The organism is Nocardia uniformis NBRC 13702, from assembly GCF_001613345.1.
Taxonomy (GTDB): domain Bacteria; phylum Actinomycetota; class Actinomycetes; order Mycobacteriales; family Mycobacteriaceae; genus Nocardia; species Nocardia uniformis.
In genome coordinates this window covers 100,110-113,944 of the sequence record NZ_BDCE01000070.1, presented here as the reverse complement: position 1 = coordinate 113,944, position 13,835 = coordinate 100,110, and the positions used below count along the sequence as shown (strand labels likewise).

The following is a 13,835-nucleotide window of genomic DNA, read 5'->3' as shown; positions in this document are numbered from 1 at the left end:
CGGCCGCAACCGGGACTGGAAAGCGCGATCGGCACGTAATCGAGAGGACATGGGAGACATGAGAACAGCAGCAGTGGTCATCGGTGCCGCGGCGGCGGTCGGCGGATTGGCGGCGGGTTCGCGAATTCCATTCGTGCGCAATCGGTTCCTGTACTGGGGTGCGACGGCGGCGGAGGCGGCGCAGGAGATGCCGGGCGACGACCTGTCACCGCATCCCGATGTGGTGGCGACCCGGGCGATCGCGATCGCGGCGCGGCCGGAGGCCGTGTGGCCGTGGCTGGTCCAGCTGGGACCGGGGCGGGGCGGGGCCTACACCTACGATTGGGTCGAGAATCTACTCGGGCTGGATATCCACAGTGCGGACACGATTCTGCCGGAATTTCAGGAGATTTCGGTGGGGGATGTGTTCGCGCTCAGTACCTCGGGCCCCCGTATGCGAGTGGCGGTGCTCGAGCCGCAACGGGCGCTGGTCTTCGCATCGGAGGACCGGTCCTGGGTGTGGGCGTTCGGGCTGTATCCGACGGCGAACGGGACCAGGCTGGTGAGTCGGAATCGGATCAGCCTGCCCGGAGCCTCGGCGGCGGGGCGGTTCGGCTACCGCCTGCTCATGGAGCCCGGCAGTCTGGTGATGGAGCGGAAGATGCTGTTGGGCATCAAGGAGCGGGCCGAGCGCACCGACTCGCCAGATGTGACCAAGGGCCCTCCGGGCCGTGCGCAAAGCCCGTATTCGGGTGCGGTGCGCGGGAGAACACTCGATGTATGACCGCTTTTGACGCTCCTCCCGTATCGGTACCCGACCATCGGACCATGCTGGCGGCGATGCGGCTGGCTTCCCGCGCGCCGTCGGTCCACAACACCCAGCCGTGGCGGTGGGTATTCGATGGAAAGCAGCTACATCTCTACAGCGATACCGACCGCATCTTGACCTCGGCCGATCCGCAGGGGCGGCAGCTGGTGATCAGTTGTGGCGCCATGCTGCACCATGTGCGGACCATCTTCGGGGCGCGGGGTTGGCATACCGATACGGTGCGCCGCCCGGATCCCGAGCGTCCGGACTACCTCGCAAAGATCAGTTTTCGGCCGTGGCCCGACCCGCCGATGGGGCTGAAGGCCCGGGCGCGGGCTATCGATTCGCGACGCACCGACCGGCTGCCGATGGCGGAACCGCGCGGCTGGGATGTGGTATTGCCGCGGCTGCGAATGCTGGTGTCGCCGCACTACCTGGAACTCGACGAACTCGAGGAGAACGTACGTCCGCGGCTGATGGCCGCCTCCCAGCAGGCGGCGGCCCTGCGGCGCTACGATATGGCGTACGGATCCGAATTGAACTGGTGGGCTGGTCATTCCGAGTCGCCGGAGGGGATTCCACCGTCAGCGCTCGTCTCCCAGGCGGAAGCCGAGCGAGTGAGTGTGGGGCGGGAGTTCCCCTCGGCGCCGCATTCGTTGCGGCGCGCCGATACCGAGGATCGGGCGCGGCTGGTGGTGGTCAGTTCCGAAAGCGATGCGCTGGTCGACTGGCTACGTACGGGAGAGGCGCTGTCGGCGGTGCTCTTGGAGTGCACGGCGGCCGGGTTGGGCACCTGCGCGTTGACGCACATTACCGAATTGCCCGCTGGACGTGCGCTGCTCGCGAGCCTGGTGCCGAGACCGGTTCGGCCCCAGCTCGTCATTCGCATCGGCACCGCCCCCGACGAAGGGCCGCAGGCTCCCACACCCAGGCGGCCGGTGGTCGATTTCTTCACGACCACAACGCACTGATCTCTTCGCTACCACGACTGCCTTCGACACCACGACGCAGATGAGCGTCCTGCCCCGCGTGCGGCCCAGCCGATAGGTTGGGCCGCACGCGTTTTCAAGCCGCAAGCGTTTTCAATGGGACAGATCACCGTGCCTCGAGCTGACAACCCTGATATCGCCGACAACCCCGGTAGCGAGGGCCGTGTGGTCCTCTCGTCACCGGGGTTGTAGCCGCTGTGGTGGTCGCAATCCCTACTCGTGCCGCGGTGCGGTGCTATTCGGCCAAGACCACTCGCTGATCTCAGGTGGATCGTCGCCGACCCGCAGGGCGTAGGACCGTGCCGCGTCGAGTCGGGCGAGGAGTTCCGAGCGGAGCTCGTCGAGCCGATCGACCAGTCGCGGGACCTGCTCCACGGCGGCCACCGCCAGCTGGAACCGGTCGATGCCATTGAGCGCACACATATCGAATGGGGTTGTGGTGGTGCCATTGTCGACGAACCCGTGCACATGCAGCCGGTCGTGGTGGGGGCGACGATAGGCGATGCGATGGATCAGCCACGGATAGCCATGGAAGGCGAAAATAACCGGAGCATCGGTGAATACGCGACTGTAGGCGGCGTCGGAGATACCGTGCGGATGCCGGTCCGGTGGGAACAGGCGCGCCAGGTCCACCACGTTCACCACGCGAACCGCCAGGTTCGGCACCAGTTCCCGGAGTAGCGCGGCCGCCGCCAGAGTTTCCTGGGTGGGGACGTCACCCGCGCACGCGAGCACCACCTCGGTGCCGCCGCGCAGGTCGGTACTCGCCCAATTCCACACGCCCAGACCGTGTTCGCAGTGTGCCCGTGCCGCCTGGTCGTCGAGATACTGCAGCGCCGGCTGTTTCCCCGCCACCACCACATTGACCATTCCGCGACTACGCAGGCAGTGCTCGAAGACATGGACCAGACAGTTCGCGTCGGGCGGCAGATAGACCCGACTCACCTCCGGCCGCTTACTCAACACATGGTCGATGAATCCGGGGTCCTGATGGGAAGCCCCGTTGTGGTCCTGCCGCCACACATGCGACGAGATGAGATAGTTGAGGCTGGGAATCGGTGACCGCCAAGGGAATTGGGTCGCCATGTACAGCCATTTCGCGTGCTGCACGACCATGGAGTCCACCACATGGGCGAAGGCCTCGTAGGTGGTGAAGACACCGTGGCGGCCGGTCAGCAGATAGCCCTCCAACCAGCCCTGGCACAGGTGCTCCGACAGCACTTCGAACACCCGGCCGTCCGGGGAGAGCCGGTCGTCGCTGTCGTATCGCTCGGCGCGCCAGCGGCGGCCGGTCACCTCCAGAATGGCGTCGAGACGGTTGGAGGTGTGCTCGTCGGGGGAGAAGAACAGAAGATTGTGAGGGTTGGCGACCAGCGCATCGCGCAGGAAGCCGCCGAGTACCCGCGTGGACTCCGCCCGCACCGTGCCCGGTTCGGCGAACCCCACGGTGTAGTCGGAGGGTCGTGGCAACCGCAGGCCTACCGTGGTGTGGCCGTGCGCGGCCGGATCGGCACTCATACACGGCCCGTCGGGATTCTGGTCGCTGATCCGATCGACCGGGCGACCCCGATCGTCGAAGAGTTCCTCGGGTCGGTACGAGCGCAACCATTGTTCCAGCAGCGCACGATGTTCGGCGTTCTCACGCACTGCGGCGAGCGGGACCTGATGGGCTCGGAAGGTGCCCTCGATCGGGACGCCGTCGACGGCGGCGGGCCCGGTCCAACCCTTCGGGGTCCGCAGCACGATCAGCGGCAGATAGGGCTTGCTCGGTCCGATGCCGAGGCGGGCGAAGTCACGGATCTCCTGGATCCGTTCCATCGCTTCGTCCAAGACGGTGGCGTAGCGGGCATGGACCTCGTCCGGGTCGCTGCCCTCGACATACATCGGCTCCCAGCCGTGGCCGGTCAACAGTGCGTCCAGATCTGTGCGTGGAATCCGGGACAGCAGTGTCGGATTGGCGATTTTGTAGCCATTGAGATGCAGAATCGGCAGCACGGTGCCGTCGGTGCCGGGATTGAGGAACGACGGCGCGTGCCAGCTGGCTGCCAGCGCGCCGGTCTCGGCCTCACCGTCACCGATCACGCAGGCCACCACCAGATCCGGGTTGTCCAGCGCGGCTCCGGTGGCGTGCGCGAGCGAATAGCCGAGCTCACCACCCTCGTGGATCGAACCCGGCAGATGCGGTGACGCGTGGCTGGGTACGCCACCGGGAAAGGAGAACTGCCGGAACAGTTCTCGCATACCGGCGAGATCGCGGGTCACCTCGGGGTGGACCTCCGAGTACGTGCCCTCCAGCCATGCGGCGGCATTCAGCGCCGCCGCACCGTGACCGGGTCCGAGGACGAACAGCATTCGCTGCCCGGTCCGTCGGATCACCCGGTTGAGGTGCGCGTAGGTCAGGGTTACGCCGGGGACGGTGCCCCAGTGGCCGATGAGTCGTGGCTTGATGTGCTCGGGCCGCAGTGGCTCGGTCAGCAGCGGATTGTCCATCAGGTAGATCTGTCCGACCGACAGGTAGTTCGCGGCACGCCACCAGGCGTCCACATCCCGCAGTTCGGCGGTTCCGTCGCGTTCGTCGGCCACCAGGGTTGTCATCACATGTTCTCGCTATTTCTCGGGGTGGACGACCAGGACGGGGCAGGCGGCGTGCTGTACCAGCGAATGCGAGGTGGAGCCGAGCAGCATGCCGGTGAAACCCCCGCGGCCGCGGCTGCCGACCACGACCAGCTGCGCCACGCGTGACCATTCCCGCAGCTGTGCGGCGGGTTCGGTGGCGTAGACCTTGCGGATCACGTCGACCTCGGGGTACTTCTCGTGCCAGCCGGCCAAACGTTCGGCGAGGATGGCGTGCTCGGCATTGTCGACACCGGAGATATCGAGCCACCCGAGATCCTGACCGGCGAAGGTACCGATATTCCAATCGCCCCACACATGCACGGCGATCAGGCGCTCCCCGCGTTGGGCCGCCTCCGCGAAGGCGGCGCCGATGGCGGCATCGTCGACCGCGCTGCCGTCGATGCCCACCACCACCGGTCCGGAGGTATGGACGCTGTTATCCGATTCCGGATCGGTGCGCACGACGAACACCGAGCCCTGGGCGTGTGCGGTGACCGCGAGCAGGGTGGAGCCCAAATGTCCCAGCGTTCCGCTGGTTCCGGTGGCACCGAGGACCACCGCGTACGCGTCGGCGCTGTGCTCGATGAGCAGTGCCGCGGCGCTGTCCGGGCTTGTCACCACCGTGATCGGCAGACCGGGAGCGACTGTCTCCGCCAGATGCTGTGCGCGCTCGACGACCGTTTTGGCATGTGCGCGAACCGAATCGACCACCGCGGGGACCGAGACATGATAGATACCCAGCACTCGGCTCATTCCGGCCAGGTCCATACCGTGCAGAATGTGCAACGGGCGCTTGCGGTCCGCCGCCAATTCGGCCGCCCACCGCAGGGCGGCATCCGATCCCGCGGACCCGTCCACCCCGACGACGACCGCCGCCGAAACCAAGTGGTGTGGATCGTTGAACCTCTGCGTCGTCATCGCGACCTCCGAATGATGTGAATTGGCTGGTGCCCGGCGCGGCATCCAACTCAACGGTATGAACTGGAAGGGGTGGTGAATGCGGTCCATCGTCACCAGGTCGCGGGTCCAAAGACCACGCCGTACCCGTACACGGGCCTCAGGCCCTGGCGGCGGCGCGCGCGAGCGCGCGGTCACGCTGTTCCTCGAAGCGCGGAATCCGCACCTGCTCGAGGTCCGCCAGAAAGCGCGCCAGCCGTTCGCGCGCCTGTTCACCGCTCGCGGTGAAATCATTGCGGCCGAAGATATTCCACTGCCGGATTACCGGCATGAGGACCTCCTCGAGGTGCTGGCGCAGATCGTAGATGCCGTATTTGGCCATGAGCACGCCATGGCGGCGGAAGTTGGGCATACCGGTGCCGGGCATGCGGAAGTTCTCCACGATCAGGTCGATCGCGGCCATGGCCTGGTCGGGCACCAGATCCAGGGCCGCGCCGCACAGGGTGCGATAGAAGATCATGTGCAGGTTCTCGTCGGCGGCGACACGGCCGAGCATGCGTTCGGCGATCGGATCCGCGCAGGCGGCGGCGGTATTGCGATGGCTGATTCGGGTGGCGAGCTCCTGGAAGCTCACGTAGGCAACCGAATACAGGAATCCGGCGTGTTCCGCGGCGGTCGCGGCGTCGACCGGGGCCGCGAATCCGTGAGTCATATGCGCCATGCGGTCGTTCTCCAGCGCGACCGGATCCACGCCGCGGGTCACCACCAGATAGTCGCGGAGCACCACACTGTGCCGGTTCTCCTCGGCGGTCCAGCGCCCCACCCAGGTGCCCCATGCGCCGTCGCGCGAGAAGTTGTCGGCGATCTCGCGGTGGTAGGAGGGCAGATTGTCCTCGGTGAGCAGGTTGGTGATGAGGGCCGCCTTGGCGACCTCGCTGAGGCGGGACTGCTCGGGTTCCCAGTCCACGCCGCCGAGCATGGCGAAATTCCGGCCCTCGTCCCATGGCACGTAGTCGTGTGGATGCCAGTCCTTGGCCATGGACAGGTGCCGGTTCAGCGCCGTCTCGGCCACCGGCTCCAATTCGGTGAGGATCTGGTGCTGCGTCAGTTCGCGTGTCAACGTCGTCATCCGCCTTTCTCGATGGGAGCGACCCCGGAGATATGTACAAGATCGAGACGTTGCCCATGTCATCACCGCCATTGGCGGGCCGACAGGGCCGAAAGTCCGTCCCGGTACAGGCCGATAGCCCTCGGCCAGCTATCGGATAAGGGACTTTGGACCATGCCGGGCCACCTGATCAGCGCGCTATGTTTGTCCCACCACACAACAGATCGGACTCCGCCATGATCAAGGTGTTTCTCGTCGACGATCACGAGATCGTTCGCCGCGGACTGGTCGACCTGCTCGAGGGTGATCCGGAGCTGACCGTGGTCGGTCAGGCCGGTGATGTCGCGCAGGCCCTGGCCCGGATTCCGGCGCTACGACCGGATGTGGCCGTACTCGATGTACGGCTACCCGACGGCAATGGGATCGAACTGTGCCGGGAACTGCTCTCTCGCATGGACGATCTGCGCTGCCTGATCCTCACCTCGTTCACCGACGAACAGGCCATGATGGACGCCATCCTGGCCGGGGCCAGTGGTTACGTGGTCAAGGACATCAAGGGCATGGAACTGGCCAAAGCCATCAAGGAGGTGGGTGCGGGCCGCTCGCTGCTCGACAATCGGGCCGCCGCCGCGCTGATGGATCGGCTGCGCCGCAGCACCGAGCCGGACGGCCCCATGGCCGGGCTCACCGAACAGGAGCGCATACTGCTCGATCTGCTCGGCGAGGGCCTGACCAACCGGCAGATCGCCGAACGCATGTTCCTGGCCGAGAAGACCGTGAAGAATTATGTATCCCGGTTGCTGGCGAAGCTCGGCATGGAACGCCGCACCCAGGCGGCGGTGCTGGCCTCGCAATTGCGTTCCGGTGCGGCACAGCGGAACTGAGCGTGCTCGCCCGCTATGCGGCGATCAGGCGCAGGCCGGTGACAATGGTGGGTTCGATGGCGATGATGTCGACCACGGCGTCCTCCGCCCAGGGACACAGCGCCTGCCGGTAGTGGGCGAGACGCTCCGGATCGGTAACGGTGTTGGCGAAACCGGTGGCAACCACCGACCAGCCCACCTGCCGCACCGGATCGATCTCGTCCGCTTCGAACGCGACGACCACATTCCTTTTTTCTTTGACGACCGCCCGGCCCGAATCAGAGGGCAGCGTGAGGCGGGCGACAATGATCTCGTCGCGTTCCACCACATGGATGACCGTACGGATGGCGGGCAGCGCGTCGCGGGTGAACACCATTCGCCCGTACGGGACCGAGGCCAATAGCGTCATCGCCTCGATGCGGTCCAGTTCCACCATGTGGCGACCCGGACGGCGGGTACGGCCGACGAGGCGTTCAACCATCGCGGCCACCTCCTTCTCATTCGATCGATGCGTACGACCTCGATCCTGCGCCGGGCACCCGTGCCGCGACAGAATCGAAAGTCACCGTCGCGGCTGACCTTCGGTCCCGTTAGCGTGGACCGTGATTCAGCTCTCGCGGACCACGAGTACCGGGCATTCGGCCAGGTGGAGCAGTGCGGTGCTGGTGGAACCCAGCGTCATACCCGCGAACCCGCCCCGGCCGTGACTGCCGACCACGATCAGCTGTGCGCCTTCGGCATGCTCGAGCAGTGCGCGCACCGGCGTATCGCAGGCCACCACGCGTTCGACGGAAACCTCGGGGAACTGCTCGGCGAAACCGGCCAGACTTTCCGCCAGTAGCGCCTCCTGTGTTTCGTGGAGAGCCTCCCAGCCGATTACCGGCAGATCCCATCCGGTGGTATCGCTCCAGGCGTGCACCGCTATCAATCCCACCTTGCGGCGCGACGCTTGCTCGAAAGCCATTGCGACAGCGGGCATACTGTTGGCCGAGCCATCGACGCCGACCACGATCGGCCGATGCTCGGCGGTCGGATCGGTCTCCGGCATGTCGTGCACGACCACAACGGGGCAGTGCGCGTGGCGAGTGAGCGAGGTGCTCACCGAACCCAGTACGGCGCGGCGGATAGCGCCCCGGCCGCGATTGCCGACCACGACCAGACGTGCGTGCCTGGACCGACCGATGAGCGTGGCGACGATGGGGTCGAAGATCAACTCGGTGGTGACGACGGTGTCGCCGGACGCGGAATGCCGGGCTATCGCACTCGCCTCGGTGAGTACGCGCCGACCATCCGCCCGCACCCACGCCAGCTCCGCCGTACCCAGCGAGGTCACCGGGACACGAGCGGTCGGGATCGCGTACGAGGTAATGATGTGCAGCGGGCAGCGCCGCAGGTCGGCCTCGACCGCCGCCCAGCCGACAGCCTGATACGAGTTGGCCGAGCCGTCGACGGCGACAATGATCGGCGGGTTGTTCGGATCGTGGGTTACAGCAGCCTCGTCGGTCATGATTCCTCCCGGATTCGGTGATACCTAGAGCATTCCGCGCGGGGAGGGGTTCACCGAGGGACGAATGTCATTGGTATGCGGGCCAAGCGGCCCCGATACGCCTGTCGCTCGTCCGGGTCGCGCGACGGGCGCTCGAGGGGTCGGGAGTGCTGCTTCGAGGCGACGGCGGCGTTCGGCTACCGATCGCCTCTTATCCAATGGGTCAGCGCTCTGCTGCCACATTCTCGCGGGCGATGAGCGGTATCAGTCCGGTCGCGCGGCCGTTCTCGTCGAGGAGTCGTCCCATGCGTTTGACGTGCAGCAGGGACAGTGCCACATCGATTATCTGGAGGTCGTGGACCTGAGCGGCGAGGGAGGCCTCCAGGCGGTGGATATCGGCGGCCGAGCGCAGCCAGACCGACAGGAGTAGGTTCGCGCGGCCGCCGGTGACCGTTGAGCACGAACGGGTCTCGGGAAGTCGTGCCAGTTGGGTGGCGACGAGATCGAGGTCGGCGGGGGCGATGCGACACCACAGGGATGCGCTGATGGGCCAGCCGGAAACCGGCTGCGCCACCTCACAGCGGGTCACGATGCGCCGGGCCGCGAGCATGGCGTTGAGTCGTCGGCGTGCGGTGGAAGTACTGACGGCGGCTCGTTCACCGAGTTCTGTGAAACCGGCGCGTCCGTCGAGTTCCAGTGCGGCGTACAGCCTTCGGTCCACGGGATTGAGCGGATCGTTCGAACTCGGCTGGGGGGCCGGGAGGGAGGCGAGGATGCGGTCGCGCTGGGTCGCGTTCAGGGCGCGCAGCCGCCACCTGCTGCCCTCCGTGTACACCGCGGTCAGCACATGGGTTCGGCAGTCACGCACCCCGCGGATGGCACCCAGGCCGGTGAGCACGAATGACGACAGTTCCACCAGGCTCGCGGTGAATACCGTGAGCGACAGATCGCCGTCGCCGGTGATGTGCTCGATGGTCGCGACCCGGTTGTCGGTGCGCAGCGTATCGGCCACCGCGCTCGCCTTACCGGCCGCGCATCGGACATAGACATTGGCGCCCACGACCTCCCAATCCCACGGGGTACCCGGATAGACCGAGATCCAGGCCAGACCGAGGGCGCTGAGCCGTTCCCATCGTCGTGCGGCGGTCACCGGATCGATATCGAGCACGCTGCCGATCAGGTTCCACGGCGCGCGGGCGTTGAGTTGCAGCGCATTGACCAATTGCAGCTCCAGCTCATCGAGCTTGAATAAATCCTGCATTAGTACTCCTGCGAAGACAGATTATTTCAAATTTTCGAGACCATACGAAAGTGCAGGATAGCCTCCCCCCACCGCTGAGGCGGCCAGCTATGTGGCCGGCAGCGGTGGGGAAGGAACCGAGGCATATGACCGAACTACTCATCACCGGCCCACCCGCGGTGGACGCCCACTCCGGGTTGCCCCGTCGTCAACTGGCCGCGGCGACCATCGGCGGCATTGTCGAGTCTTTCGACTGGAGCGTGTACGTGGTTTTCGCGGCCTTTTTCACCGCGGACCTGTTCGGCTCGGATTCGCTCGGCGCGACCATCGTCGCCTACGGCGGTTTCGCGGTCGGCTTCCTCGCCCGTCCGATCGGCAGTCTGCTCTTCGGCCGCGTGAGCGATTCCCGCGGCAGGCGCTTCAACCTGCTGCTGTGCATGTCGATTATCTCGGCGGCGAGTATCGCCATCGCCCTGTTGCCTTCGGCGGCGACGATCGGGGTGTGGTCGGCGGTAGCGCTGGTGGCGCTGCGGATCGTGCAGGGTCTGGCCTACGGCGGTGAGGGTCCGACCATCGCCGCCTATGTCGCGGAAACCGCACCGCCTCGGCACAGGTTCCTGTTCAGTGCGATCTCGTACGGCGGCATCATGTTCGGATCGATGCTGGTGTTCCTCACCGTCGCGGTGCTCAACGCGACGATCGGCGCCGAAGCGCTGCGCGAGGGTGGCTGGCGGTGGGGTTTCGTCGCCGGTGGCCTGCTCGGGGTGCTGGCCCTGTGGATCCGGGCCTATGCGCCGGAGAGTGCCGAGTTCGAGGGTGCGCGGTCGGAAGGCCGGACGGGTCGGCCGTCGTTGGCCGTGGTGTTCCGCGAGCATCGCCAAGCGGCGCTGACGATCTTCCTGCTCACCCTCGGCGGCACCGTCACCTATTACTTCGCACTGGTCTATCTACCGAAGTACGCGGCCTTGGCGGGTGTGGCCGAGACCGCTTCGGCCACCTCGTTCATGACGGTCGTACTCATTGTCGTACTCGTCGCCATGCTGGTGGTGGGAGTGCTCGCCGACCGGTTCGGTGTGCTGACCATTATGCGAATAACGTTCGCGTTCAACGCGATCGGTGTGCTACCTGTCACCTTCGCGATGGTGCACGGTGTGATTGCGTTCGAGATCGCGGCACTCGTGCTCGGGCTGGGGGCGGCCGGATTCGCCGCGCTCGGCAGTGTGCTGTGCGCACTGCTCATGCCCACCGGCGTGCGGGCGGTCGGCGCTGGTCTGGTGTCCACGGTGACGGTGACCGTATTCGGTGGCACCTTCCCGATGGTCGCCGAAGTCCTTCAGGCTGTTGACCTCAGCTGGGTCGTCCCCGTCTATGTCTTCATCGCGATGCTCGCGCTGCTGGCCGGTTCGTTCACCGTGACCAAGGTCGCGCTGTTCACCCAGACCTTCGAAAAGGAGCCCGTCCATGTCCATTCGTGAGGACGCCACCGCCCTCCAGGGCGATCTCGTGCAGCTGCGCCGCGCCCTGCACCGCGAGCCCGAACTCGGGCTGGAACTGCCACGCACCCAGGAAAAGGTCGTCGCCGCGCTCGACGGATGGGGCCTGGAGATCGGAACCGGGCAGTCGCTGTCGTCGGTGACCGCCGTGCTGCGCGGCGCGCGCCCCGGTCCAACGGTACTGCTGCGCGGCGATATGGACGCACTGCCCGTCATCGAAAGGACCGCACTGGATTTCGCGGCCCCCACCGACCGGATGCATGCCTGCGGACACGACCTGCACACCGCCATGCTGGCCGGTGCCGCACAGCTGTTGAGTTCGCGCGCCGATCAGCTCGCCGGGAACGTGGTGTTCATGTTCCAGCCCGGAGAGGAGGGCTACGACGGTGCCGGAAAGATGATTTCCGAAGGGGTACTCGACGTGACCGGAACCCGACCGGTCGCCGCCTACGCATTGCATGTACTCAGTGGACAGTTGCCCGCCGGAGTGTTCGCCGCCCGGCGCGGGCCGTTCTTGGCCGCGTCCGACACCGTCCGGGTGACGATTCGCGGCGTCGGCGGTCACGGTTCGATGCCGCACCTGGCACAGGACCCCCTTCCCGCGGCGTGCGAAATGGTGCTCGCGTTGCAGTCGATGGTGACCCGTCGCATCGATATCCACGATCCGGTGGTCATTACCGTCGGCTCGCTGCACGCGGGCACCCAGCACAATGTCATTCCCGAGGAGGCGTACTTCGAGGCGACGGTCCGCTCCTATTCTCCCGAATCACATGCCCGGGTGAAGGACGGTTTCCTACGCACTGTGCGCGGTGTGGCCGCGGCTCACGGACTGACCGCCGATATCGACTATGCCGAGCTGTATCCGGTGACCGTGAACGACGACCGGGAAACCGAGTTCGCCGCCGACACCGTGGCCGAGGTCTGCGGCGAGCAGCGCTGGGCGTGGCAGGACCGCCCCGGTGCGGGTTCGGAGGATTTCTCCCGCGTTATCGCCGAGATCCCCGGAGCAATGATCGCGCTCGGCGCGACCCCGGTCGGTATCGACGCCGACAAGGCGGCGATGAATCACTCTCCGCTGGCCGTTTTCGACGAATCGGTGCTCGCCGACGGTGCCGCGTTGTACGCCGAACTCGCTGTCCGCCGCCTGATTGCGTGATCGATTGGCGATCGATACGTCCATATCGACGGACCTCGAGGAGGTCGCGACGAGACGCCTGGGAATCCCGGCGGACCCGATCCGCCGCACGAACCAACACTTTTCCTCACCGGTGCCGTCCTGCCAGACGCCCGATGTCACAGTAGCGGCCTACGGCGCTACGAAAGGGCGGCCAAGCGCTGGCGTCTGCGCCAGCACCGCCAACGCAGCGCAGGTGACCCACGGATTGGACCGGCTTCGGCTGGTCGGTCCCCAGCCGACCAGCGATCTGCCCGTCCCGGTCGGCGCCTTCCGGACTTGATAGAAGCGTGCTTCCGCGGGGAACCCGCCATCGGGCAACCGTTTGGCTTCGAGCAGGTCGAGCGCCTCGGTGCAGCGCGGATCGTCGGCCAAGCCGGCCTCGGTGAGGACCGTGAGCGCGAACAGGATGTCGTAATGGTAGTAGCACGGAAAGTGCAGTTGCAGAAACGATTCTGCCATGACGGTGCCGTCACTGATGCGCCGGAACAGGTGACGGCTCTTGAACAGCTCGGCGGCCCGGACCACCGCAGCGCGACTGTCCTCACGTCCGGCGACCCGTGCGTGCAATGCCAGCGCGCGCAATGGAACGAGGCTTTCGTAGAACGAGGAGACACGACCGTTGGCGTGCCGGTCGCAGTTCCAGCCGCCATCGGGCCATTGGGCGGCGAGCAGGCGGGTAAGCAGCTGGTCGGTGCGTTCGTCGGCGAGCCCGAGGCTCAATAGCGCCCACAGCAGATTCGCGTCGATCGACGCGTGCAGGGTCGTCAGCCCCCGGACGCGGCCCACATAGTGCGTGGAATACTCCCGGGACAGCAGCCAGCCCAACGCCTGCTCCCGCAACGGAATCAGCGACTCATCGCCGGCGGGATAGCCGAGTTCAGCGAGCGCGACCAGAACCCAGTGCGCGCCATACCACGTCGCATTATAGGGATGAAACGGCAGCGTCCCATCGGTCCGCCGCTCCGACAGCAGACTGCGCACGCGTGGGCTCGTCACGATCGACTCGCGGATTGTTCGCACCGCCGGGGTGCCCGGAGCCGTCCCGAGCACGCGGGTGTGCATGAGCCACCGGATCGACGGTTCCGGGGAGTCCAGCAGTCGTGTCACGATGTGGTCGGGGTCCGAGCTGACGGCGGTCATGCTGTCGATCATGGTCACTCGACCGCGCCGCCGCTGCGG

The 13,835-nt window shown here is 66.3% G+C and carries 12 protein-coding genes; 5 read left to right on the top strand and 7 right to left on the bottom strand.

The genetic code is table 11. The features are described from left to right. Nucleotides 1-58: 58 nt before the first annotated feature. A complete protein-coding gene (locus NU1_RS26320; protein ID WP_174565943.1) occupies nucleotides 59-763 on the top strand; it encodes an SRPBCC family protein in 705 nt (234 codons plus the stop codon). Further along, nucleotides 760-1,758, top strand: a complete 999-nt coding sequence (locus NU1_RS26315) for an Acg family FMN-binding oxidoreductase (RefSeq protein ID WP_067525337.1) — start codon at nucleotides 760-762, stop codon at nucleotides 1,756-1,758. The genes NU1_RS26320 and NU1_RS26315 overlap by 4 nt, the downstream gene beginning before the upstream one ends. A 231-nt stretch (nucleotides 1,759-1,989) precedes the next feature. Here NU1_RS26315 and NU1_RS26310 read toward each other — a convergent pair whose 3' ends face one another. The 3 genes from NU1_RS26310 to NU1_RS26300 form a co-directional block, all read right to left on the bottom strand. Continuing rightward, nucleotides 1,990-4,371: a phosphoketolase family protein gene (locus NU1_RS26310; protein WP_067525335.1), complete on the bottom strand. Its 2,382-nt coding sequence runs from the start codon at nucleotides 4,369-4,371 to the stop codon at nucleotides 1,990-1,992. A 12-nt stretch (nucleotides 4,372-4,383) separates the two neighbouring features. Then, entirely contained in the window at nucleotides 4,384-5,310 is a 927-nt protein-coding gene (locus tag NU1_RS26305; protein WP_067525333.1) for a universal stress protein, read from the bottom strand. Nucleotides 5,311-5,449: 139 nt separating this feature from the next. Then, the gene (locus NU1_RS26300) at nucleotides 5,450-6,409 is read right to left on the bottom strand and encodes an acyl-ACP desaturase (protein WP_067525463.1); all 960 of its coding nucleotides are present in this window, start codon (nucleotides 6,407-6,409) and stop codon (nucleotides 5,450-5,452) included. Between the two features lie 224 nt (nucleotides 6,410-6,633). On the opposite strand from NU1_RS26300, the gene NU1_RS26295 reads away from it, so the two are divergent. Further along, entirely contained in the window at nucleotides 6,634-7,281 is a 648-nt protein-coding gene (locus tag NU1_RS26295; protein ID WP_067525331.1) for a response regulator, read from the top strand. A 13-nt stretch (nucleotides 7,282-7,294) separates the two neighbouring features. Here the strand turns inward: NU1_RS26295 and NU1_RS26290 are convergent, their stop codons facing one another. From NU1_RS26290 to NU1_RS26280, 3 genes are all read right to left on the bottom strand, one after another. Beyond that, complete coding sequence (locus NU1_RS26290; protein WP_067525461.1) at nucleotides 7,295-7,741, bottom strand: pyridoxamine 5'-phosphate oxidase family protein; 447 nt, start codon at nucleotides 7,739-7,741, stop codon at nucleotides 7,295-7,297. A 126-nt stretch (nucleotides 7,742-7,867) separates the two neighbouring features. Continuing rightward, nucleotides 7,868-8,767 carry a universal stress protein gene (locus NU1_RS26285; RefSeq protein WP_067525328.1) on the bottom strand — a complete coding sequence of 300 codons (900 nt, stop codon included), beginning with the start codon at nucleotides 8,765-8,767 and terminating at the stop codon, nucleotides 7,868-7,870. 202 nt (nucleotides 8,768-8,969) lie between these two features. Then, complete coding sequence (locus NU1_RS26280; RefSeq protein WP_067525326.1) at nucleotides 8,970-10,007, bottom strand: Lrp/AsnC family transcriptional regulator; 1,038 nt, start codon at nucleotides 10,005-10,007, stop codon at nucleotides 8,970-8,972. 125 nt (nucleotides 10,008-10,132) lie between these two features. Here NU1_RS26280 and NU1_RS26275 point away from each other — a divergent pair, with 125 nt between their 5' ends. After that, nucleotides 10,133-11,461, top strand: a complete 1,329-nt coding sequence (locus NU1_RS26275; RefSeq protein WP_067525324.1) for an MFS transporter — start codon at nucleotides 10,133-10,135, stop codon at nucleotides 11,459-11,461. Then, nucleotides 11,448-12,635 carry a M20 metallopeptidase family protein gene (locus tag NU1_RS26270; RefSeq protein WP_067525322.1) on the top strand — a complete coding sequence of 396 codons (1,188 nt, stop codon included), beginning with the start codon at nucleotides 11,448-11,450 and terminating at the stop codon, nucleotides 12,633-12,635. Before NU1_RS26275 ends, NU1_RS26270 begins: the two co-directional genes overlap by 14 nt. Nucleotides 12,636-12,785: 150 nt before the next feature. Here the strand turns inward: NU1_RS26270 and NU1_RS26265 are convergent, their stop codons facing one another. Continuing rightward, the gene (locus NU1_RS26265) at nucleotides 12,786-13,796 is read right to left on the bottom strand and encodes a prenyltransferase/squalene oxidase repeat-containing protein (RefSeq protein WP_157553050.1); all 1,011 of its coding nucleotides are present in this window, start codon (nucleotides 13,794-13,796) and stop codon (nucleotides 12,786-12,788) included. Nucleotides 13,797-13,835: the final 39 nt, after the last annotated feature.